The 21,534-nt window shown below is 49.2% G+C and carries 20 protein-coding genes; 9 read left to right on the top strand and 11 right to left on the bottom strand.

Annotated elements, in window-relative coordinates; all coding sequences use genetic code 11:
* Positions 1 to 152 precede the first annotated feature (152 nt).
* Complete coding sequence (locus DXT99_RS13335; RefSeq protein ID WP_115566060.1) at positions 153 to 1,760, top strand: S8 family serine peptidase; 1,608 nt, start codon at positions 153 to 155, stop codon at positions 1,758 to 1,760.
* Positions 1,761 to 1,909: 149 nt separating this feature from the next.
* Here the strand turns inward: DXT99_RS13335 and DXT99_RS13330 are convergent, their stop codons facing one another.
* A complete protein-coding gene (locus tag DXT99_RS13330) occupies positions 1,910 to 2,572 on the bottom strand; it encodes a fasciclin domain-containing protein (RefSeq protein WP_115566059.1) in 663 nt (220 codons plus the stop codon).
* Between the two features lie 153 nt (positions 2,573 to 2,725).
* Here DXT99_RS13330 and DXT99_RS13325 point away from each other — a divergent pair, with 153 nt between their 5' ends.
* Positions 2,726 to 3,184 (top strand): peptidylprolyl isomerase, encoded by a 459-nt coding sequence (locus tag DXT99_RS13325; RefSeq protein WP_115566058.1) that lies wholly within the window; start codon positions 2,726 to 2,728, stop codon positions 3,182 to 3,184.
* A 286-nt stretch (positions 3,185 to 3,470) separates the two neighbouring features.
* Positions 3,471 to 4,775, top strand: a complete 1,305-nt coding sequence (locus DXT99_RS13320; protein ID WP_115566057.1) for a dicarboxylate/amino acid:cation symporter — start codon at positions 3,471 to 3,473, stop codon at positions 4,773 to 4,775.
* Here the strand turns inward: DXT99_RS13320 and DXT99_RS13315 are convergent.
* Positions 4,753 to 5,487, bottom strand: coding sequence for a hypothetical protein (locus DXT99_RS13315; protein WP_115566056.1), 735 nt, complete (start codon positions 5,485 to 5,487; stop codon positions 4,753 to 4,755). The two genes, DXT99_RS13320 and DXT99_RS13315, sit on opposite strands and share 23 nt — an antisense overlap.
* A gap of 268 nt (positions 5,488 to 5,755) precedes the next feature.
* Here DXT99_RS13315 and DXT99_RS13310 point away from each other — a divergent pair, with 268 nt between their 5' ends.
* Together DXT99_RS13310 and DXT99_RS13305 are read left to right on the top strand one after the other, a co-directional pair.
* Positions 5,756 to 6,529, top strand: coding sequence for a hypothetical protein (locus DXT99_RS13310; protein ID WP_115566055.1), 774 nt, complete (start codon positions 5,756 to 5,758; stop codon positions 6,527 to 6,529).
* A 115-nt stretch (positions 6,530 to 6,644) separates the two neighbouring features.
* The gene (locus tag DXT99_RS13305) at positions 6,645 to 6,935 is read left to right on the top strand and encodes a hypothetical protein (protein WP_115566054.1); all 291 of its coding nucleotides are present in this window, start codon (positions 6,645 to 6,647) and stop codon (positions 6,933 to 6,935) included.
* A 66-nt stretch (positions 6,936 to 7,001) separates the two neighbouring features.
* Here the strand turns inward: DXT99_RS13305 and DXT99_RS13300 are convergent, their stop codons facing one another.
* The 3 genes from DXT99_RS13300 to DXT99_RS13290 all read right to left on the bottom strand — a co-directional run bounded on the left by DXT99_RS13300 (position 7,002) and on the right by DXT99_RS13290 (position 10,232).
* Entirely contained in the window at positions 7,002 to 8,528 is a 1,527-nt protein-coding gene (locus DXT99_RS13300; protein WP_115566139.1) for a sigma 54-interacting transcriptional regulator, read from the bottom strand.
* An 81-nt stretch (positions 8,529 to 8,609) separates the two neighbouring features.
* Positions 8,610 to 9,125: a hypothetical protein gene (locus tag DXT99_RS13295; RefSeq protein ID WP_115566053.1), complete on the bottom strand. Its 516-nt coding sequence runs from the start codon at positions 9,123 to 9,125 to the stop codon at positions 8,610 to 8,612.
* A gap of 6 nt (positions 9,126 to 9,131) precedes the next feature.
* Positions 9,132 to 10,232, bottom strand: a complete 1,101-nt coding sequence (locus DXT99_RS13290) for a vWA domain-containing protein (RefSeq protein ID WP_115566138.1) — start codon at positions 10,230 to 10,232, stop codon at positions 9,132 to 9,134.
* A 181-nt stretch (positions 10,233 to 10,413) separates the two neighbouring features.
* Between DXT99_RS13290 and DXT99_RS13285 the strand changes: the two genes are divergently transcribed.
* Positions 10,414 to 10,695 (top strand): DUF427 domain-containing protein, encoded by a 282-nt coding sequence (locus DXT99_RS13285; protein WP_115566052.1) that lies wholly within the window; start codon positions 10,414 to 10,416, stop codon positions 10,693 to 10,695.
* A 120-nt stretch (positions 10,696 to 10,815) separates the two neighbouring features.
* On the opposite strand, the gene DXT99_RS13280 is transcribed toward DXT99_RS13285, so the two are convergent.
* The 4 genes from DXT99_RS13280 to DXT99_RS13265 all read right to left on the bottom strand — a co-directional run bounded on the left by DXT99_RS13280 (position 10,816) and on the right by DXT99_RS13265 (position 14,521).
* A complete protein-coding gene (locus DXT99_RS13280; protein ID WP_115566051.1) occupies positions 10,816 to 11,793 on the bottom strand; it encodes an acyl-ACP desaturase in 978 nt (325 codons plus the stop codon).
* 189 nt (positions 11,794 to 11,982) lie between these two features.
* Positions 11,983 to 12,945, bottom strand: a complete 963-nt coding sequence (locus tag DXT99_RS13275) for a glycosyltransferase family 2 protein (RefSeq protein WP_115566050.1) — start codon at positions 12,943 to 12,945, stop codon at positions 11,983 to 11,985.
* Between the two features lie 37 nt (positions 12,946 to 12,982).
* A complete protein-coding gene (locus DXT99_RS13270; protein ID WP_115566049.1) occupies positions 12,983 to 14,089 on the bottom strand; it encodes a DegT/DnrJ/EryC1/StrS family aminotransferase in 1,107 nt (368 codons plus the stop codon).
* Between the two features lie 18 nt (positions 14,090 to 14,107).
* Positions 14,108 to 14,521 (bottom strand): sugar 3,4-ketoisomerase, encoded by a 414-nt coding sequence (locus DXT99_RS13265; RefSeq protein WP_115566048.1) that lies wholly within the window; start codon positions 14,519 to 14,521, stop codon positions 14,108 to 14,110.
* Between the two features lie 231 nt (positions 14,522 to 14,752).
* On the opposite strand from DXT99_RS13265, the gene DXT99_RS13260 reads away from it, so the two are divergent.
* Entirely contained in the window at positions 14,753 to 15,370 is a 618-nt protein-coding gene (locus DXT99_RS13260; protein WP_115566047.1) for an IMPACT family protein, read from the top strand.
* A 48-nt stretch (positions 15,371 to 15,418) separates the two neighbouring features.
* Entirely contained in the window at positions 15,419 to 16,549 is a 1,131-nt protein-coding gene (gene corA, locus DXT99_RS13255) for a magnesium/cobalt transporter CorA (RefSeq protein ID WP_115566046.1), read from the top strand.
* Between the two features lie 226 nt (positions 16,550 to 16,775).
* Here corA and DXT99_RS13250 read toward each other — a convergent pair whose 3' ends face one another.
* Positions 16,776 to 19,502, bottom strand: a complete 2,727-nt coding sequence (locus tag DXT99_RS13250; RefSeq protein ID WP_115566045.1) for a hypothetical protein — start codon at positions 19,500 to 19,502, stop codon at positions 16,776 to 16,778.
* 96 nt (positions 19,503 to 19,598) lie between these two features.
* Between DXT99_RS13250 and DXT99_RS13245 the strand changes: the two genes are divergently transcribed.
* Positions 19,599 to 20,552 carry a universal stress protein gene (locus DXT99_RS13245; RefSeq protein ID WP_115566044.1) on the top strand — a complete coding sequence of 318 codons (954 nt, stop codon included), beginning with the start codon at positions 19,599 to 19,601 and terminating at the stop codon, positions 20,550 to 20,552.
* A gap of 12 nt (positions 20,553 to 20,564) precedes the next feature.
* Here the strand turns inward: DXT99_RS13245 and DXT99_RS13240 are convergent, their stop codons facing one another.
* Positions 20,565 to 21,467 carry an ATP-grasp domain-containing protein gene (locus tag DXT99_RS13240; RefSeq protein ID WP_115566043.1) on the bottom strand — a complete coding sequence of 301 codons (903 nt, stop codon included), beginning with the start codon at positions 21,465 to 21,467 and terminating at the stop codon, positions 20,565 to 20,567.
* Between the last annotated feature and the right edge of the window lie 67 nt (positions 21,468 to 21,534).

The raw sequence follows: 21,534 nt of genomic DNA, 5'->3' as shown, positions 1-21,534 counted from the left end.
ACTATCTTTGCACGCTTTATCTGAGAGCAAGGGCGATATCTCCGCCCCTTACTACCGGCCTGATGGCTATTTCGAGTTAAGCGGCAAAATTAGAATTGGCACAGTAATCGCTTTAGAAGGATTAAAATTTGACATCACACATAAACTATAGCATGAAGAAAATAATTGCAGCCTTTGCATTTGTCCTTTCTACAGGAGTTGCTTTTGGCCAGACTGTACAGACGGTACCGCAAAACTGGCACCTGCTGGACCAACAGACTGATGGCGTATACGGCATCAGCATAGAGAAGGCGTACCAGGAGCTCCTGCAAAACAAACAACCGGAACCTGTTTTAGTCGCTGTAATAGACAGTGGCATTGATACCCTGCACGAAGACCTGCGATCAGTTTTATGGCGGAACCGCCTTGAAACTGCAGGCGGCTCGTTAGACCCTGACAAAAACGGCTATGCCGGAGACATCTACGGGTGGAATTTTTTAGGTGCAGACACTCCTGACAAAAACGTAACGAAAGATTCTTACGAAAGTGAGCGGATTTACTTTAAGTACAAAGACAAGTTTGAAGGAGTAACCTCCGAAAAGCAGGTGAAAAGGAAGGACCGAAACCTGTACCAGGTCTGGCTTAATAGCAAGGCACACGCAACAGAGGTGTCAGAAGCCGGTAAAGAGGTGGAGATGATGTATAGCCTGCTCGATGTTTTGCCTCGCGTAGATGCCTTTTTTACGACACTTATTCAGAAAGACACCTATACAGTACAGGATCTGGACTCGCTTAAAGCTGACGATCCAAGGGTGGAGCAGGGGAAAATGATTTATGGACTTGTCTTTGACAGAGTGAAACCGGGCGCCACCAACAAAGAGCTCCCTATGCTGCTGCAGCACTATACTGATAGCCTGAAAACGAATTTGCAGGCTCCTTTGACACCTCCGGCAGATTACCGTGGCATGGTGGTAGAAGACAACTACAGCAGTCTGAAGGACCGCTACTACGGTAACAATAACGTTATGGCCGGTGACCCATCGCACGGTACGCACGTGGCAGGCATTATAGGTGCTGCCAGAGGCAATGGTTTGGGTGTAGACGGTGTAGCCAGCGCAGTAAAAATAATGATGATCAGAGCGGTGCCCGATGGCGATGAGCATGACAAGGATATAGCCCTGGCTATTCGCTATGCGGTTGATAACGGTGCTAAAATCATTAACATGAGCTTCGGAAAGTCTTTTTCTCCTGAAAGGGAATGGGTGGAAGACGCCATTAAGTATGCAGAGAAAAATGACGTGCTTATAGTTCGGGCTGCAGGAAACGAGAGCAAAGACATCGATGTAGAACCTTATTTCCCGAACCCGCTGTCCATCAAAGGCAACAAGAAAGCTCCTAACATGATTACGGTTGGCGCCAATGGCCCTACGGAGCGTACTTTGGTTGCTCCTTTTTCTAATTATGGTAAAGACATAGTAGATGTTTTTGCACCAGGTGACAACATCTACTCTACTGTTCCGGGTGGTAATCAATATGCCCCATTCAGCGGAACAAGTATGGCTTCGCCGGTAGTTGCAGGCCTGGCGGCAGTGATTAAATCGTATTATCCTCATCTGTCAGCCACACAGATAAAGGATATCATTGAAAGTTCTGTAACGAAGATAACTGAACCTGTTATAAACCCTGGCACCGGCGAAAGAGTGGCCATGTCAGAGCTTAGCCGCACAGGAGGCATTGTAAATGCCTACGAAGCAATAAAGCTGGCAGGTACGCTACAATAACCTAAATCTTATAAGCTTGGCTAAAACATGATAACCCACAGCAATGGGTTGTTGCATAAAAAAGCTGTTGCCAAGCCTGAAATCTAAAAGAGAAAGGCAGGTGAGTTAACTCACCTGCCTTTCTCTTTTAGATTTTTCTGTTAATGCTGTTATTCAGAAGCCAGCACTTTACCTACGATGTGTATCACACCATTCTCGCTCATGATATTAGCTTCTTCCACCTCTGCACCATTTATAGCTACCGTGTTATTACGCTTTGTTACCTGCAACTGAGCGCCTCCCACTGTTTTCAGCATGGCTCCATCCTGCAGGTCGTTGGCAGTTAAGGCGCCAGCTACTACATGATTGTTCACAACCTCTCTCAGGCGTGCCCTGTTTTCAGGCTTCATCAGGTTTTCCAGTTCATTTTCAGGAAGCGCCTCAAAAGCATCATTCGAAGGTGCGAAAACAGTATAAGGACCTTCCCCGGCAAGTTGCTCCACCACACCAGCGTGACGTATAATGGAAGCAAATGTGGCGAGATTAATGCCGGAGGTAATATTCTCAGTAATCAACTGCGTCGGCATCATTTCATGGCCGCCAATATTCGGGTCAGTATGGCTCAGGTTTGCCCCATCATCAGGCGAGACCGGTTCAAGACCTGTACCTGGCGTTACTCCTCTGCTGTCAGCCTCCTGACGGCCGGTAGGGGTCAGCGCCTCCTCCTGCAATTCATTCTGTTGATGGTCATCTCCTCCACCTGAATTACAGCTCATAAGGTTAAAGCTTAAGAACAAGGTGAAGCCATATGCTGCAATTGTCGTTTTTTTCATAGTGTTTGTGTACAGTTAGTGCTTTAAATTCAACTGAGCCTCTGTCGGGTATCAGCAAAGTCTAACGCCTCAAAGCGGCAGGCTTTAGCCTTATTAAACTATAAAATCAGTACTTTTGTTATCAACATTGTTTTACAAGAAAAATATCAAACCATGAAAACTGCAGAAATACATACTGGCAAAGGTGTGATGAAAGTTGAGTTCTTTGAGAAAGATGCTCCCAAAACAGTACAAAACTTTGTAGATCTGGCCAAGAAAGGCTTCTACGATGGGCTTACATTCCACCGTGTTATTCCTGATTTCGTGATACAGGGTGGCTGCCCTAACTCACGCGAAGGCGCGAAAGGTGTACCTGGCACAGGCGGCCCGGGCTATAAAATTGACTGCGAACTGACAGGCGAAAATCAGTACCACGACCGTGGTGTGCTGAGTATGGCACATGCCGGCCGCAACACAGGTGGCTCACAGTTCTTTATCGTGCACAGCCGCAAAAACACGGCGCATTTAGACCGCAACCATACCGTGTTTGGCAAAGTAGTGGAGGGCGATGAGGTGATTGACCAAATCAAAGCCAACGACAGAATTGAGAAGATTGTTGTAAACGAGGAATAGTCCTCTTCCTGATTTCTGACAAAACAAAAGAAGCCGCTCCGAGAGCGGCTTCTTTTGTTTTGTCAGAAATCTAAACGATGTACTTTAAACAGTTGTAGCAGTATCTTTCCAACTTTAAACCCGCTACCTGAGTAATTTTACGTAGCTTTACCTAAGAGCCGTTCTGTGCCCAAAGGGATGTTTCTGCATTGCCTGTCCCGGCTTATTGGTACTAAGCTCTTTAAAACAAAATCATACTTTATTAAGAAGAGCGTGCTGCCCTGCGCAGTTCCGAACAAAACTACGTATGAAGAAACTTGCTTTACACTGGCAAATCCTGATTGGCATGGCCCTGGGCATTATTTGGGGAATGCTTGCCAGCTCCCTTGGCCTTGTAGACTTCACCACCGCCTGGATTCAGCCCTTTGGCACTATCTTTATCAACCTGCTGAAACTTATTGCCGTGCCACTGGTACTGGTGTCGCTGATTACAGGTGTCTCCAGCCTCAGCGATGTGAGCAGGCTCTCCCGTATCGGCTCCAAAACAATTGGTATTTACCTGATGACTACCGTGGTGGCAGTGGTACTGGGCCTGGTGCTGGTAAACATTACGGAGCCTGGCAAGGCTTTTTCAGCAGAAAAGCGGGAAGAGTTCAACCAACAGTTTGCCGCCACCACTACCCAGAAGTCCACTGATGCCGCCGCCGTGGAGCAGCAGGGGCCACTGCAGCCGCTTGTAGACATTGTGCCTGATAATATCTTCGGTGCCCTCACCAACAACGGCGCCATGCTACAGGTTATCTTCTTTGCGCTCCTGTTTGGCATCGCCCTCATCATGATTCCACCGGATAAAGCCGCGCCGGTCAATGATTTTTTCGAAGGCGTGAATCTCGTTATCCTGAAGATCGTCGACATCATTATGAAAACGGCCCCTTATGGTGTGTTTGCCCTCCTTGCCGGTTTGGTGGTAGAGTTTGCCGGCGATGACCCCGGAGCTGCTGTAGAGCTGCTGCTGGTGCTGGGCTACTACTGCCTGGTGGTAATAGCGGGTCTGGCCACCATGGTATTTGCAGTTTATCCGCTGCTGGCCGTGTTTGTTGGCAAAACAAAGTATAAAGACTTTTTTAAAGGTATATTCCCGGCACAGATGCTGGCATTTTCCACTTCCTCCAGCGCTGCCACGCTGCCTGTTACCATGGAGTGTGCTGAAAAGAACTTAGGAATAAACAGGGAAATAACAAGTTTTGTGCTGCCCTTAGGAGCTACCATCAACATGGATGGCACCAGCCTCTACCAGTCTGTGGCAGCCGTTTTTATTGCCCAGGCTTACGGTATTGAACTGGATATTATGGCGCAGCTGGGAATTGTGATGACCGCGACACTGGCTTCTATCGGCGCTGCCGCCGTGCCGGGTGCCGGTACCGTGATGCTGGTGATTGTACTGCAGCAGGCTGGCATACCCGTAGAAGGCATTGCCCTGATACTTGCCCCTGACCGAATACTCGACATGTGCCGCACCACCGTGAATGTAACCGGCGATGCCACGGTATCAATGATGGTGGCCCGCACAGAGGGCCAGTTGCACCCACCTACAGAGACAGCAAAAGTATAGCATAAGCCCCGGCTCCGAGCAGGAAAGCCCAATAACGGCTTTCCCGCTCTTCGGGCAGCTCTTCCTTCAGCACGTTCAGGATAACACCCCCACCTATAAAGGCAGTCAGGATAAAAACCGTGGTTTTATTCACTTCTTGTATATACCCCACCGACCACCCGAGCAACAGCGCCAGCACCAGTACCCATTGGCCGTACTTTCTGTATGTTTCCTTATGGTGCTCTTGTAAGGCATAATCATTCACAAGAAAGTGAAGGGCCATCGCGATAGTGAACAACAGGATGGATTGTGAGGGAGTCTCCTCCCGCTGAAACAGAACATATCCGATGATAGCGTTGTAAAGCGCAAAGGAGCCAATGTGCACCCAGAACACACCCTTGGGTGCCTCCACTTTGCGGCTGTCTTTTTTTACCAGTTCCCGTTTTGCCGATACAACAGAGCGCTCCAAACCATAAAAAGTAGCCAACCCGATAAGCGCCACCAGGTAAACATGGTGCTTCAGGAATTCCTCCGCCCAGAATACATTTTCCTCCATGTGTTCCTGCCCTTCATGCAGTTCCGGAAAAAGGTGCATGAAAACATACGCCACAGATACGCCACCGGCACCGGATAACCAGACACTCCTGGGAAAACCATGCAAAAAGCGGAGCCTGCTCCCCAAAAGGTGAATGAGCACCAACACCAGAACCGGCCATAACGAAACATGTCCCATATCCACAGGCTACTTTATTTTCAGGATCAGAGTTGCTGAATTGAGTGAAGAATACAGCAGGGGTGGATCTGTAGCTGTATGAATTTAAGGCTGCTGCACGATGCCCTCACTGTGAATTGCTACCATGGCTGGATTAAACAGAAAGATCAGAGTAGTGTTTTAACATCAATTGCTTATCTTTCTGTAAGATGTCATGTTCCAGCCAGTGTGCCGTGGTGTTCCATCCGCTGCCGGACTATAGGCAGTAACAAAACACAAAACCTACCCTATGAAAACAAATTTTACAGTATGTGCCCTTTGCTTTATTCTTTTCATCGCCCATTCTCCCCTGCGGGCACAAACGCAGGAGGCGTTGTCAGAAGATCAGCCTTCCAAAACTGGTTTAAGTAAGATAGGGGCTACTTTTGGGCTTGGCGCTGCCAATATGAACTTGAAAGCGATAAACAGCCGCCTGCAGGCACTGGAAATAGGAAAACTGGAGGAGTCATCAACGACCTTTAACCTCAGCCTTTACTCTGAAATTTATGGTGGCCTTGGAGCATCATTCGATGTAAGCAGTGGATATTCGTTTGATAGCTTTGCAGCTGATCCGCATGCTTTTCTTAGGCTAACCATGCTGTCTTTTGGTGCCAATATACATTTGTCGCTACTCAACACGAACCGTTTCCAGTTGCAGGCTTTTGGTGGGCCACGTTTCAACGACATGCGCCTTACCTATAACACAGACACGCGTGCTTCTCCTGATTTCGATGACCTGCTGACAACCCCCTCCGCTAACAGTAGCTCCGTCGCATTAGAAAGTGTATCTCTTGATGAAATAGCTAATGTGGGTGTACGGTTTCAGTACCGGCTCGGAAGAAAAGAGAACCTTAAAACAAGAGGATATACGTTAGCTCTAGGAATCGATTCTGGTTACAATTTCAGTTTTAGCGATACACCGTGGCGGGAGGTACATAGCCAAAGAACTGTTCAGAACATGCCAGCCATTGAGCCGGACAACTTTTACCTGAACTTTACTTTCTCAGCTTATCTGCTTCGCTAAAGCTCTGTAACAACGTATAATTGTAATCTAAACAGCAACAAAACCCGTTCAACTAATTTTCTATCTTAGAGAAAATAATTACCTGAAAGTGTCTCCTGCAAAATCAAACTATACAATGAATCTACAGACTTTCCAACAGAGCTTAGACAATAACACACCACCAGCAGAGGCTTCTGTATACCTGCAGGCGCTGTGGTATGATGGGAAAGGCGATTGGGATAAGTCACATGAACTGATACAGGACCTGCCTGACAAAGACGCCGCCTGGATACACGCCTACCTGCACCGCAAAGAAGGTGATACCTGGAATGCAGACTACTGGTACAGAAAGGCAGGCAGAAAACGACCGTCTGTCTCTTTAGACGAGGAGTGGGAGCAGATTGCAGCAGAACTTATTGAACAATAATAAAGAAAGGCAGGAGCGTTAAACTCCTGCCTTTCTTATCGTATTTACCTGTAACTCTGAACCGGGTTAGAAGTTATCGTCCTCATCCTCCTCCTCATTACCAAAGCTTGGCATGGAGAACATGCCGCTGAGCAGGTCTTTAAACTGAAGGCCGGTGCTGAGGCGGTTCTTGCTGAGCTGGCTATGCTCGGCGAGGCCGTGCAAGGCAAACTCCATCAGGAAAAGTTTTTCATCGCCTTTGGCATCCGGCTGGTACTTCTCCACCAGTCCTTTCAGCCCCGGTACGTTTTGTACAGCTTTCTTATAATCGGCTTCAGAGGCATCATTTAGTATATCTACAGTGTTGCCATCGCCAAACCACTCTGTAATGCTCTTGTACGGGCTGCCCTGCTTTGATTTCTTGCCTTTATCAGGGTCCGGGAAGTACTTCAGGAACTGTGTGCGGATGGCTTTGCCCATGAGCACCTGTGCCACGTGCCCGGCTCCCTCCTGCTCGCCTTCGTACACCAGTTCCACTTTACCCGTTACCGCCGGAATTGTATTCAGAAAATCTGCCACACGCACATACGTAGAGGTTTCGCCATTCATTAAAGCACGACGCTCCGCAGCACTCAGCAGGTTTTCGTAAGCCGAGATAGTTAAACGAGCGGACACACCGCTTTTAGCGTCTACGTACTCACTCTCACGAGCCTCAAAAGCCACCTGCTCTATCAGGTCTCCAATAATGTCGTTGGTCTTCACCAGTTGCCCCTGCCCCTCTTTTACGCGTGCTTCCTGCTTTGTAATCTTCTTACCTGTCTCAATGGTCTTCGGATAGTGTGTGATGATTTGCGAGTCGATACGGTCTTTCAGCGGTGTTACAATGGAACCACGGTTGGTATAGTCTTCCGGGTTGGCCGTGAACACAAACTGGATATCCAATGGCATGCGTACCTTAAAGCCACGTATCTGTATATCGCCTTCCTGCAGAATGTTAAAGAGCGACACCTGGATGCGCGCCTGTAAATCCGGCAACTCGTTGATAACGAATATGCCCCGATGCGAACGCGGAATCAAGCCAAAGTGAATCACCCGCTCATCAGAGTATGGCAGCTTCATGGTCGCGGCTTTTATTGGGTCCGCATCACCAATAAGGTCAGCCACGGAAACATCCGGTGTGGCCAGCTTTTCGGTATAGCGATCCGAGCGGTGCATCCAGCTGATAGGGGTATCGTCGCCATGCTCCTGCACGGTATCCTTAGCGAAGCGCGAGAGTGGTTGCAGCGGATCGTCGTTCAGTTCGGAGCCTTTTACTACCGGGATATACTCATCCAGCAAATCCACCATCTGCCGCGCAATACGTGTTTTGGCCTGCCCCCGCAAACCCAGCAGGTTGATGTGGTGCATCGACAGAATGGCGCGCTGCATGTCCGGAATAACGGTTTCTTCATAACCCCAGATGCCGGGAAAAACTTCTTCTTTGTTCTGCAGCTTCGTAATCAGGTTAGTGCGAAGCTCCTGCTTTACCGACTGCGGCTCATAGCCGGCAGCCTTCAGCTGGCCCAGTGTTTTTATCTGTAAAAGCTTCTCGGCTGGTATGTTTTTGTAGTTCATGTATCTTTTGTATTTATCTTTAGCATCATCACGCTGATGCAGTTGAATCAATTTTGCAGCTTAAAGTTTATGTACGTAAGCTTAATCTGATGTGGTGAAATACTTTGTCAAAGCCACTTTCTTAAGGAGTGGGAAGAGCTGTCGTAACCCCTCTCCCACTAATCCCATCCAAAGCAGTTCCGGCACGAGCGACAGCACGACACCATGTAAGTCAAAATAAAAGTCACTTCCACTACTCCCGTTCTCCAAATGGAATAAGCACCACTCAAATAGCCACCAGAACAGTATAGAAAGGGCCACAATGCCCATCACCACAAAGGCTGACTGCACCACCTGCGTTCCAACCTGTAGCGATTTTACCGGAACAGACTGCACATAAGTGTTGGTGGACTTAATGAAAAAATGAAGGCTCACCTGAAAGAGCAGAAACAGCAAAGCGAATACTATGCCGGGCCACTGCGAAAGGGCCAGCAGTATAAGCCCGCCCGAGGCAGCCAGAAGGGCAACAAGCTGCACCAGCAGGTGCGGCATAAAAGTAGCCATCGCACCGCCTGTCAGGTCCTCCTGTTGGTTTGCTTTCGCTCCCTGGCTGCTCATGTGGTCTTAGAAATTCTTTCTGCGGTTCTGCTTGTAATCCTGGAACACAAGGTGACCTAAGCCTTTAAGGCTGCTGTAGTAGGCCTGCCCGTTGTTCACTTTGGTGAACTCATCTACAAAAGCCTGCAGGTATGGGTCTGAGGCAATCATAAAAGTGGTAATAGGGATTTTGATGCGGCGGCACTGCGCCGCCAGGTTCAGTGTTTTGTTTACCACTTTCCGGTCTAAGCCAAAACTGTTCTTATAATAATGGATTCCTTCTTTCAGGCAGGTGGGTTTTCCGTCCGTTATCATAAAAATCTGCTTGTTCGGCGTTTTGCGCTTGCGCAGGATGTCCATGGCCAGTTCAAGGCCCGCCACGGTATTGGTGTGGTAAGGGCCTACCTCCAGGTAAGGCAGGTCTTTAATCTCTATCTGCCAGGCATCGTTGCCAAACACCAGCACATCGAGCGTGTCTTTCGGGTATTTCTGCTTGATGAGCTCCGCTAAAGCCATGGCTACCTTTTTGGCTGGTGTAATGCGGTCTTCGCCGTAGAGAATCATGGAATGCGAGATGTCAATCATCAGTACAGTTGCAGACTGCGTTTTGTGCTCTGTCTCCGTCACTTCCAGGTCCTGCTCTGTCAGCCGCAGATCGCCGATGCCATGGTTGATCTGTGCATTGCGCAGCGACTCCGTCATAGAAATCTGGTCCAGCGAATCACCGAAACGGTACTCGCGGCGGTCGGAACTAGCCTCGTCGCCTGTACCTGTGTGCGGGGTAGCATGGCTGCCCTTGCCGCCTTTCTTCAGCTTCCCGAAGATTTCCTCTAAAGCACTTTTGCGTATGCCCTGCTCACTCTTGGCCGTGAGTTTAAAGCTTCCCTGCTGTTGCTTGTCTTCGTCGAGGTATCCTTTCTTCCGGAGGTCATCAATAAAATCACCAATGCCATAATCGTCGCCAGTCAGGTTATACTGTTTGTCAAGGGAACTGAGCCAACTCAGGGCCTCTCCTACGTCGCCGGATGTGATGGTAACCAGTTGCATGAAAATTTTCAGCAACGATTCGAACCCGGGCTTGTCGTCCTGGGGCGGTACATATTCTGTAAATCGGTATCCTATAGCCATAATAAAGGGTTTGCAGGTTATAACATTAAGAGCAGGTGCATTGTTCTGGCGAAAGGGCTTAAATTTCGCTGCTGCACCACCTTTGCACATAAAAAATCAAAACCTATACTGTTAAACTTTGCAGCAGGTATTGTAGTAGATTAGATAAATATACTTCATCTAACCTAAAACGAGAAAAACTATGAAAGCGATATGGAATGATATAGTGATTGCAGACAGCGACCAGACAATAGAGATAGAAGGCAACCAGTACTTCCCTCCAAACACGATAAAAAACCAGTATTTCGAGGAAAGCCGCACGCACTCTACGTGCCCCTGGAAAGGCGAGGCTTCCTATTATCATGTAAAGGTAAACGGGGAGGTAAACCCGGACGCCGCCTGGTATTACCCTGACCCAAAAGACGCTGCCAGTGAAATCAAGAACTATGTCGCCTTCTGGAAAGGTGTGGAGGTAAAGGAATAGGTTATTTCATAATAGTGTTCAGCAGGCAATAAAGGATACGTTATAAAAGGGGAAGGCCGAAACTTTGATAGTTTCGGCCTTCTCCTTTTATAACGTATGGAAATTCCTTGAACTCCCGGCTTAAGCAATCCAACGGAATTTGTACTCTAATGAAGGTGCTTTCATGCGCTCTGCCACACGCTTGAAACGGGCAGGCAAACCCAACACATAATCACGGGCACGTTCACCTTGTTCGTTCAGGTCAGTTAGCGTCTCAATTTTCCATTCGTCAATCAGATCCTGCAGAATGTCAGTGTAGTCAGCGGAGGTGTATACACCGATACGCTGCGCTGCATCCGTAAAATGGCCAAATGTTTTGCCAATATCTACGCCTAACTCACGCATATAATGTGCCGGCATTACGATTTTCTTGCGCATCATATCTTCAAAGGCCAGCATCATTTCACTAGGGTCGGCTTCAAATATCTTGCTCACAAAGGCTTTGTAGGCTTTGGCATGGCGGGCCTCATCGGCAGCCACATGGCCACAAAGCTTTGCCAGCACAGTGTCGCCCTGCTTCTTGGCGATTTGCGCTACACGCCGGTGCGAAATGTTAGTCGCTGTTTCCTGGAAGCTGGTGTATACAAAAGAGCGATAAGGATCCATATCTGTCTGCAGGTCAAAGCCGTCGGCCAGCAGGTACTGTGTAGAAGCCTCCATTTCGCGCATATTAATGCGGCCGCTCAGGTAAAGGTAACGGTTCAGGGCATCACCATGGCGATTCTCTTCGGCTGTCCATCCACGGTTCCACTTCATCCACGGGCTATCCGGGTCCTGCGGGAGTCCTTTTATAGTCATCAGCCAGCTCTCGTAAGATGGCAATGCTTCTTCCGTGATTGTATCACCCACTAACACGGCCAGCAGGTCATAGCTTAAGTCGCGGGCGCGTTCCCGTAAGTCCTTTACCTCATCAAAGAAAGTTTCCATGGTAGCATCTGGCAGGAGATCGGCAGGTTGCCAGCTCTCTTCTACTGTTTTCAGTAATTCAGAGAACTTTTCGCCCACAAAGCCTTCCATCCATTTTATTACTTCTGTCCGAGAGGTTGCTGCTGTAATCATTTGCGTTGGTTGATTTAAATTCAAATATACTTATTTATACTAAATAGTAGCTTCGTTGTCTAATATTTTAGTTCAGCTTAAATACGACATTCCCACTAATTAGCTCAGGAACTAATACTTACGTAAAAAAAGGAAAGGGTTATGCCTGAATATTAAACTTTAAACAGAACTACCAGAGAAAGAGTGCAATTAATTTCTGTACTTCAGGTAATAGTATACCCTGCGCAGGAAACCGAGGTTAACCTTTTGCCTGTTCAGCAAATTAAGAAACTGGTACAAAACCGGCAAATCAGTTTGCTGTCGGAGTAAATGAAGCAGCTGTGCTGCCTCCGTATAATTCGCGGTCAGGTAGGCGTGCCGGGCTTCATATTTCAACCGGTATATGAAAGCTTCACGCTCTTTTTCTGTTCGCACCAGGGCAGCGGCCTTCCGGCATACTTTTACGGTGGAGGCAAGTAGCTTATTTCCCGCTTTATACCATCCTTTGGAGAGGGAGCGGGTATGTATCCGCCGCTGTGTGGTTATTTTATCGAGGTAATAATATTTATAGGTTCTCGCCGACCGCACCCAGAAATCAAAATCCTCATAGGCTAACGTTTCATCGTAACCATTCAGGTCCTCGAATACCTGGCGGCGCACTATCATAGTGGGGGGGCAGATAATATACTTGCCCAGTAGGTCTGCAAACACGTCACCGGAAGGCGCATAAGCATTCAAGCTACCGTTCGGCCTGCGCTTATAGTGGTACCCAATGTGCGTGGCATCGTCAGCAATGTACTCGGCGTCGGTATACAGCACGCCATAAATGCTGTCCAGCTTCTCAAAGGCCTCTACCTGCTGCGCTACCCGCTGCGGAAGCAGCACGTCGTCTGTGGCAAAATCAATGATATAATTGCCCTGGCTGGCGCGCCACCCGATGTTAAAAGCGGTCGTGTTGCCTCTGTTATGGCCTGTGCTGATAAACTTTATATGCGGGTGTTTCTGCAGATACTCCTGAATAATACCCACACTTCCGTCGGTACTGCAGTCATCCACTATAATCACCTCTATATAGGGGTATGTCTGGGCCAGCACAGAATCAAGTGCCTCCCGCAGAAAACGCGCGTGGTTATAACACAGGCAGATAACAGAAACAAGTGGCAACTGGCTCATGGGCGGGTGTATGTGGCGCAGAACAAAAGCATCGGCATTACCTGAAAAAACGTTTGACGGCTTTCACCACCCGCTCCTGTTCTTCGGGTTCTAAACCTGGGAACAGCGGCAAACTAAGGCTCGTTTTAGCTAACTCTTCCGTTACCGGAAAGTCGCCGGCACCATATCCTAAAAACCTATAGGCAGGCTGCAGGTGCATGGATACCGGGTAATGTATGGCCGTCTGTATACCCTGCTCCTGCAGCTGTTGCTGCAAAGCGTCCCGATGCTTTGTCCGGACATTGAAAATATGGTATACGTGGTTGCAATCCGGAGCTGTAACCGGAAGGATAAGTTTATCGAAACCCTGTAGTTCCTGCAGGTAGACTGCTGCCAGCCTTTGGCGCTCTGTATTCAGACTATCTAAATAAGAAAGCTTTACCCGAAGCACCGCCGCCTGCAGCTCGTCCAGGCGGGAATTTATTCCGATTACTTCGCTTTGGTATTTTCTCACTTCTCCGTAATTGCGGTACATCCGCACAAAATCAGCTATAGCGACATCGTTTGTTACCACAGCACCGGCATCACCCAAAGCACCGAGGTTTTTAGTGGGGTAAAAGCTGAAAGCACTGGCATGACCGAACACGCCGGCTTTCTGCTCCTTGTAGGTAGCACCATGCGCCTGCGCGGCATCTTCCACTACTTTCAGATGATGATCTTTTGCCAGTTGTAACAATGGCTCCATTTCACATACCTGCCCGTACAGATGCACCGGCAGTATGGCTTTGGTTTTAGCGGTAATGGCTTTGGCTGCGGTAGCAGCGGTAATGTTGCAGGTGCCTTTATCCGGCTCTACCAGTACGGGCGTCGCCCCCACCTGCAGCACCGCATTGATGGTGGCAATAAAAGTATGCGCCGGCAGCACCACCTCGTCTCCTGCCCCTATGCCCACTCCTTTCAAGGCCAGCACCAGGGCATCATAGCCGTTTCCTACACCTACCGCTGCGGCAGCACCCAGGTAAGCGGCATATGCCTCCTCAAAAATTAACAGTTGCTTCCCCAGAATATAATGTCTGCCAACTACAACCTCCATCAAAGCAGTCTGCACGGCTGCCTCACTGCCTGCCGGAAAGTCTCTGAACTCAAAGTATGGGATTGGCTTCATCAGGGGAAGAAGGACGAATTACAGCGCCTGGTGCGTCGCCAGCTTTTTAAAGTGTTCGTAATCATGGATATAATCGGCGGCATTGTAGTCTGTGGACGTAAGGCAAAGAGCAACGGCACCCTCAGAGAAATGTATTTCCGTCCAGCACATGGCCGGGATATAAAGCCCTGTCAGGGAATCAGACAATTCAAACTCCAGCACCTCTTGCCCGGTATCAGCTTTCACCTTTATGTGCCCGGCCAGGGCAATTAGGACCTCCTCTGTGGCTTTGTTGGCATGGCGTCCCCGCACTATTTCCGGTGGGGTTCCATGGGTCCAGAAGACGCGACGAATGGCAAAAGGCACTTTATCAGCGTATTGCATGGTAGTGATGTAACCTGTTTCAGGGCTACCAATGCGTTCAAACTGCAGGAGGAATGGATTTGCCGGCAAGGTATATCTTGTTTGGTACAGGTAAGTCTTACGGAGAGCAGCCCTGGTTGTGTTTTAAAAGGCGCTGGCCGTTTGCGTACGCACTAAATTAAAACTTTTGAGCGAATAAACTGCTTTGGCAGGTACGGTTTTGCCCTTGGCGGCAGATCGGTTAGCTTTGTAGCATAAACCGCTGCTAAAACCAGATGATATTTGTTTAGCCCCTACCAGCATCTTGCTGGCTGTTTACCCATGGAAGAAGACACCTACAGAACGATAGAAGCTCCCGCCGAAGGCCTTTATAAGGAGAAAGGCAGCAAGTTTATCGCCCTCGCGTACCCCGTGTACTCCGAGGAGGAGGTAAAGGAGACGATGGCAGAACTGAAGAAGCAATATTATGATGCCCGTCACCACTGCTATGCCTATAGCCTGGGAGCCGATAAAGGCCGCTTCCGCGCCAACGATGACGGGGAGCCAAACCATTCTGCAGGAGATCCCATACTGGGCCAGATTCGCTCTGCCGATCTCAGTAATGTTCTTATCGCGGTAATCCGTTACTTTGGGGGCACAAAATTAGGTGTGGGTGGTTTGATAAACGCTTACAAAACAGCCGCCGCTGATGCGCTGGAGCATGCCACTATCATAGAAAAGCATGAAACAGTGCTGCTGCAGGCACAATATGCGTACCCGCAGATGAATGATGTGATGAGCCTTGTGAAAGAATACGACCTGAACGTGCGGGACCAGCAATTTGAACTGGATTGTTGCCTGACGCTGGAAGTGCGCAAAAAGCTACAGGAGGAAATTACAACAAAACTCGAAGGTATAGAAGGCGTTAAAGTGTCTGTGCTAAATGAACTGCCCGTTTAACTCTCTAACTTTCTAACTCTTTCAACTCTCTACCTCTTTAACTCATACATGGCTAAACGCAAGCATCGCCGCCCCCGGAACAAGATATTAGAGCGCAAGGTTGGTTTAAAACCAGGAACATTCAGTGCTCCCACCGAATCTTTTCCCCCGCGCTTTTTCCTGATTTCATTCAATCAAGACTTCTTTGAGGAACTGGAGCTGAAAACGTATCCAGAGCTTCTGCAGCGCGTAACGGAAATGCCTGATGCCCGCCACTGGATCGACATCCGGGGCTATGGCGATCAGGCAGTGCTGGAGCAGTTGTCGCAGGATTTCGGGCTGCACCCGCTGCAGATGGAGGATGTGATCAACGACTATCAGCGGCCAAAGGTAGAGGAGTTTGATGAAAAAAGGCTGTTTATCATTTCCCGTATGCTGCGGTGGTCACCGGAGAACAAAACACTGGATGATGTGCAGCTGTCGCTGTTTACGGGGCCAAACTATGTGCTCAGCCTGCAAAGCGACTACGCCGATTGCCTTGATCCGCTTCGGGAACGTATCCGGGTGGGCAAAGGCGTTATCCGGCAGCGGCCTACCATGTATATGGCCTATGCGATGATGGACGTGGTACTGGATTATTACTTTCCGGTAATGGCAGAAATGGGCGAGTACATAGAAGACCTTGAGCAGCAGGTGCTTTTATCCCCCTCCAAGAATAACCTGACACTGATACTGGATCTTAAAAGTGAGCTGGTAAAGCTACGCCGAATTACGTGGCCGGAACGTGATAAAATGACGGAGATGCTCCGAATGGATGAGGATGTTATACCTGAAAGCCTGAAAGCCTACTTCCGGGATGCCTACGACCACAGCATTCAGCTGATAGACCTGATAGATAACCATAAGGAGATGACGTCCAGTTTAGTGGATCTCCATATGTCTACAGTGAGCAACCGCATGAATGACATTATGAAGGTGCTCACCATCATCTCCACTATCTTTATCCCACTGAGTTTTATAGTAGGTGTGTATGGGATGAACTTTGCCCGCGAAGACCCTGAGACAGGCCGGGTGTATCCTATGAGTATGCCAGAGCTCTATCAGCCTTACTCTTACCCGATCCTGCTGCTGCTAATGTCATTCCTGATCCTGTCTCAACTCTACTTCTTCTACCGAAAAGGTTGGTTCAGAAGCTTTTAAGATTTGATAAAAGACGGTTGGAAAACTCAATAAAGGACAAAAGACAATGTTATTCAGATAATTAGATAATGGATGGAAGACTTTGCATAGCATAAGAACTTTATAGAGGCGTAACACTTTAAGCCTCCATAATGAACTGAAACAGCAGAGACAGCTATTCTATAGCTGCCTCTGCTGCTTTATAAAAAATCCTTTATCTTTTGTCCAGAGGTCGTTTGTCCTAAAATTAATCCGGTAGGCTGAAATCAACCTGCTTTAACTCGCGGCGGAAGACTTTGTAAAGGGTGTAGTTATTCGATGCCTCGTTAAAATAGATGGTTACCGGCTGGGTGCTCTCAAAGGTGCGGTTCCCGACAAGGCTCCCGCGGCTGTCGTAGAGATAGGTTTTCTGAGGCCCGGATTCGGTTACGGCGAATATGCTGTTATCGCCCCCGAAGTGGAAGTACTGCACAATTTTAGATGCCGAGGTGACGTAGCGCTTCGCAAACAACTCGTTCAAATCCTGGTCAAACACCGTTACCTGCCCCTGCTCCTGCCGCGCAATAACAAAAGACTTGCCACTGTTGCTCTCCTGCACCAGGCTAAACAGGGCACGTTTACTTGGCCGTGGCAGCTGCTCCCGCTGCAACACCCTGCCCTGCAGGTTAAATGTCACCACGCTGCCATACCTGGTGACTGCCTTTATCTCTGTGCGTCTTAAATCGGCACCGATGTTTGCCACCGCTCCGGCAGTAACAGGAGCATTCAGGTTAATAGGGAAGCCAGGGTAGGTATCGCCCTGGCGATTGAGGGCGTAGATATAGCCATTCTCCAGCACCACCAGAATTACGTCGCGGCCACCTACACGCAGGTGCTGCGGCTCAGCAGCCAGCCTGTAGTCCATGCGGCGGGGTTGCCAGCCTGGCAAAGGCGCTCCACGCATATCATACATATACAGGTTGCCCATGTCGTCGTCCACTAGCAAGCGGTAATTTTTGTCGTTTTCATAATCGAAAACAGCCAGGTGCTGTATGTTCAGTGTATCGCCTAAGTTGAAGGGGAAATTTTCAAGCTCCTGCCCCTGGTTATCAATGGCATGAATGCGGTTGGCGGTGGCAAAAAGGTGCCGCAGCTTATTTTCCTGTCCATAAGTAATCTGCTGAATGCCTCCTCTTATAGAAGTTCCCAGTGAGTCTGCCCAACCGCGCCTGCCATCGGCGGTGATGTTGATGAGCACATTTGCAGAATCCTGCACGGCCACCTCCCGGCTGCGGTCCACAGGGTTCTGAATAGGGTAAGGGCGGCTTGCCAGTCGGGTATCAAACTCCAGTACCTGCTCCGCTGCAAAAACATCCTGCCCAGCACTGCTGTTACTGCGGTCTGGCCTGCGTATGACCAGGCTGGTATAATACTGCCCCTCCTCCACTTTAGAGAACTGCAGGCTCACCTGACTGAAGCGCCTGATCAGAGCAGCGTTCTGCAGCAGGTTGTCCCGCTCCTCGTCCTCGGCATACCGGTTCAGGATATACCAGGCGTTAACGGTGTTCAGGTATAAGCTAAAGTTAGCTTCCTGCAGGGTCTCCTCCAGAAATGTTTTCTGCACCGCTGATTTGCTCCACACATTCTCCTCCGAAATATCGTCCAGCAAGGCCCGAAGCGTAGCCACACTCTCTGAAAAGACCAGATAATCATCTACCAGCACCACATAACTCTGCTCAAAGCCCTCAAACGCACGCCCTAAAACCCGGGCAGGCAGTTCCGGAACAGGCAGCAGCCGGATGATATAGTTGCCATACTGCTCCGTAGAAGCTTTTTGCTTTGTAGCAGCTGTTACCTGGCGGCTCAAATTTGTCAGGAGGCTTTCTGTTACATCAGGGTCTGCCAGATGCACGAAGGCAACTTTCTCCGGTTCGGCATTGATGCTGTTCGTTTCAAGGTATGCCATTGCTGCCTCCAGGCTGAACGACCCGGCAAGGCTATCTACGGTGGCGGCATAAGCGGCTCCGTTTTGCTGCTGGGGCAACCGCATGCGCTCCACTTCTTCTAAGCCAAAATGCAATAACATGGCGGTGCGGCCTGGCAGGTATGCTTTTACGCCGAAAGGCTGCGGCTTCTGTGGCTGCATTACCTGGTGCAGCGAACCCTTTAGTGTTTCAGGAACCGAAAAGCCGTTGAGAAAAACCTTATCGCGCTCCAGCTTCAGCTGTAGCATGGCGTTTTCGCAAAGGGAAGAAAGGTAACGCACTTCCGGCATCACTTCATCATCCAGGAAGAGCCCCAGGAATTCGGGCATAACCCTGTAATTCACAAAAACATTGGCGTATACCTCCGGTTGGTTAAGGTAATTGGTGTTCCTGTAGTTTTCTATAATGGAGGCTGACTGCGTGCGGTTGATGCGGCGCACAATCTCCTCCACCAGTACAGGCGAAGGACTCAGCACAATGTTGTTACGGTAAGTAAAGAATGTAAAGCCGGAGCCAAGACGGGTATTCGTAACATCGGTGAGGAGCATGCCTCCGTAGTCGCGGGTACTTTCCTCAAAGAGCTCACTTTTAGTTATATTCTCGGTGAGGGTTCGAAGAAAGCGATGCTCTCCTACAGAAGTCACCGGCACATAGTATACAAACCCGACTTCAGCCTGCTCCACCACATGGATGGAGGTGAGGATGTTCTTTTCGTTCAGGAAACGGGAGAGGCGCTCGCTACCCGGTGACACACTGTCGATAGAGGCAAAGTTTTCTTCGAAGCGCTGCGCAAAGGGCAGCACCGAAAAATTCTCCCAAAGCTCTGTTTCACGCAGGTGTTCAACAAGGGCTTCATGGTTGTTTGTTTCTATCACCAGCGCAGCACTCTCCGGCACCAGTGTCCACAGGTCCACCTTCTCCCTGGATTCAGTCCACCGGTTAAAACCATAGTAGAGCAGCGAGGCAAGTATAACAAAACCAACAAAGAAGAATACGATGTATTTTGACATGACAGGCGTTCTCGAAAACAAAACTAGCTTTTTTTTCTCACTTATCAGGTCGGTGGCTGCCAGTCCGGAACAACAAATACTGTTTACGTGAAAGGTATGCTTACAGAAACAGCAACTTACCGCGACCGCTGCCACGTATATAAAATCCTAACCCTTAACACAGCTACCATGTTCAGAATACTTATACCTGTCGATTTTCAGGACAGTACTTACAAAGCCTGTCAGTACGCCCTGGATCTTGCATCGGCAGCACCAGAATCAGAAATCCTGCTCCTGCACTGCTTTAAAGATTACCTGGCCTCTCCCTGGAAAGTACCGGAGGAGGAAGACCAGGAAAAGCTTACTTCTACAGAAAAAGTGACCGAGCGTGTCATTAACCGGAATGAGCGGGAGGAGCAACGCAGATTGGAGGGACTGCGCCAAGAGTTGCAAAGCAAAACGGGCAGCCGGCAGGTACACCTGAAAACCTCCTTTATAGAGGGCTCACCGGACGACGTGATTCCGGAAGAGAGCAGGCGCTTTAAGCCGAACCTGATCATTATGGGTACTAAGGGAGAAGGCGGGCTTTCCGACGCCATCTTCGGCACGATTACCACTAAAATGGTAGACGATGTAAAAGTGCCGGTGCTGGCGGTGCCACAACACTCCCAAAGCCATGACTTAAAACGTGTGTTGTATGCCACTGATTTTGATAAAGCAGACCCGGAAGCGATCAGAACGTTGCAGCAGTTGTTACAGCCATTTAACCCACACATTCTTTGCCTCCATTTTACCCCGGGAGCTGCCATGCAGGAAGACAGGGAAAAACTAACCCAGTTGCAGGCGAAGCTGGAGCGCGAGATACAGACTGACAACATCCGCTTCCTGCTGCTGGAGGGACAGGACATAGCTGATAACCTCCAACGCTTCGTAGAAAAGGAGCAGGTGGACCTGCTTGCCGTCACAAACCGCAAGCGCTCTCTATTGGAAGGCGTCTTTGACACCAGCCTGACAAAAAAACTGGTGCTAAAAGTGGAGATACCGCTGCTGGTATTCCACAGCAAAGAATAAGCTGCTTTCTTCTTAAGACACCATGTTTGCAGCTTCCTGCAACTGCACCAGCAGGGCCTCATAGTAGCGCTCAAAAGCGCCTGCGCTCGTAGCCATAAACAGGAACGGTTCGATCAACTCCAGCTCCATCAGGGCCAGTTCCCCGTTGTGTTCCACTCCATCAACACGCGCATAAAGGCAACCGGGTGCGTGTTTATCCACGATGCGCTGTGCCGCCTCCAGTAGGGCAGCCGGTGGCTCGGGGGTATGCACAGTGCCTCCGTAAAAGTGCTGCACCCGGAAATCGCCGGGCTTAGCGGTTTTCAGTACGGTGTGGCTGTACTCCCCGTTAAAGAACAGGAACGACCACTCTCCTTTTGTTTTGACTTCCTCTATAAACGGCTGCGCCAGAAAGCTTTCCTGCTGCAGCAACTCGTTTATTAATTCTGTTTTAGCCTCTGCCTCTGTTAAAGTCAGTGCGAATGTATTTTTGGCACCGCCACTAACAGCAGGCTTCACGATTACTTTTTCTGCGCCGAAGTCCTGGAACAGCCGGGCCGGTTCAAAGATATCTCCCTGCTCCAGCCACACGGTGGGTACCACCTTCACGCCCTGCTCCTGCAGGTCCAGCAGGTAGCGTTTGTCGGCATTCCAGCGCACAATCTCCACCGGGTTCAGCACACGTACCTGCAGCCTCTCCAGCTCATCCAGCCAGGCATAGAATGCATCGATCTTATCAAAATAATCCCAGGGCGATTTCAGGACGATGAGGTCAAACTGGCTCCAGTCTACGGCAGGATCATCCCAAATCTGAAAAGAAATATTTAACCCTTTTCCTTTTAACAAATCATAGAGTTTGCTGTTCTCCTCATCAGAAATGCCACTGTAATTACCGGTATCTGTATATGTTATAAGCGCTATTTGCTGTGTATTCATTTTTGTATCATATTTGCCACAAAATTATACTTTATCCCAGGGCCAAACAACCAGCGGAGGCGTTTTA

The organism is Pontibacter diazotrophicus (assembly GCF_003367245.1).
Taxonomy (GTDB): domain Bacteria; phylum Bacteroidota; class Bacteroidia; order Cytophagales; family Hymenobacteraceae; genus Pontibacter; species Pontibacter diazotrophicus.
Note: the sequence above shows the minus strand (reverse complement) of the source record. Positions and strands in the feature narration are given on the sequence as shown.

Coding starts and splice junctions, on each gene's coding strand:
- DXT99_RS13335 (WP_115566060.1), top strand. CDS start 153: ATGAAGAAAATAATTGCAGCCTTTGCATTTGTCCTTTCTACAGGAGTT.
- DXT99_RS13280 (WP_115566051.1), bottom strand. CDS start 11,793: ATGATTACAGCAGCAACCTCTCGGACAGAAGTAATAAAATGGATGGAA.
- DXT99_RS13275 (WP_115566050.1), bottom strand. CDS start 12,945: ATGAGCCAGTTGCCACTTGTTTCTGTTATCTGCCTGTGTTATAACCAC.
- DXT99_RS13325 (WP_115566058.1), top strand. CDS start 2,726: ATGAAAACTGCAGAAATACATACTGGCAAAGGTGTGATGAAAGTTGAG.
- corA (WP_115566046.1), top strand. CDS start 15,419: ATGGCTAAACGCAAGCATCGCCGCCCCCGGAACAAGATATTAGAGCGC.
- DXT99_RS13315 (WP_115566056.1), bottom strand. CDS start 5,487: ATGGGACATGTTTCGTTATGGCCGGTTCTGGTGTTGGTGCTCATTCAC.
- DXT99_RS13310 (WP_115566055.1), top strand. CDS start 5,756: ATGAAAACAAATTTTACAGTATGTGCCCTTTGCTTTATTCTTTTCATC.
- DXT99_RS13260 (WP_115566047.1), top strand. CDS start 14,753: ATGGAAGAAGACACCTACAGAACGATAGAAGCTCCCGCCGAAGGCCTT.
- DXT99_RS13245 (WP_115566044.1), top strand. CDS start 19,599: ATGCTTACAGAAACAGCAACTTACCGCGACCGCTGCCACGTATATAAA.
- DXT99_RS13290 (WP_115566138.1), bottom strand. CDS start 10,232: ATGGCTATAGGATACCGATTTACAGAATATGTACCGCCCCAGGACGAC.
- DXT99_RS13270 (WP_115566049.1), bottom strand. CDS start 14,089: ATGAAGCCAATCCCATACTTTGAGTTCAGAGACTTTCCGGCAGGCAGT.
- DXT99_RS13330 (WP_115566059.1), bottom strand. CDS start 2,572: ATGAAAAAAACGACAATTGCAGCATATGGCTTCACCTTGTTCTTAAGC.
- DXT99_RS13295 (WP_115566053.1), bottom strand. CDS start 9,125: ATGAGCAGCCAGGGAGCGAAAGCAAACCAACAGGAGGACCTGACAGGC.
- DXT99_RS13250 (WP_115566045.1), bottom strand. CDS start 19,502: ATGTCAAAATACATCGTATTCTTCTTTGTTGGTTTTGTTATACTTGCC.
- DXT99_RS13305 (WP_115566054.1), top strand. CDS start 6,645: ATGAATCTACAGACTTTCCAACAGAGCTTAGACAATAACACACCACCA.
- DXT99_RS13300 (WP_115566139.1), bottom strand. CDS start 8,528: ATGAACTACAAAAACATACCAGCCGAGAAGCTTTTACAGATAAAAACA.
- DXT99_RS13320 (WP_115566057.1), top strand. CDS start 3,471: ATGAAGAAACTTGCTTTACACTGGCAAATCCTGATTGGCATGGCCCTG.
- DXT99_RS13285 (WP_115566052.1), top strand. CDS start 10,414: ATGAAAGCGATATGGAATGATATAGTGATTGCAGACAGCGACCAGACA.
- DXT99_RS13240 (WP_115566043.1), bottom strand. CDS start 21,467: ATGAATACACAGCAAATAGCGCTTATAACATATACAGATACCGGTAAT.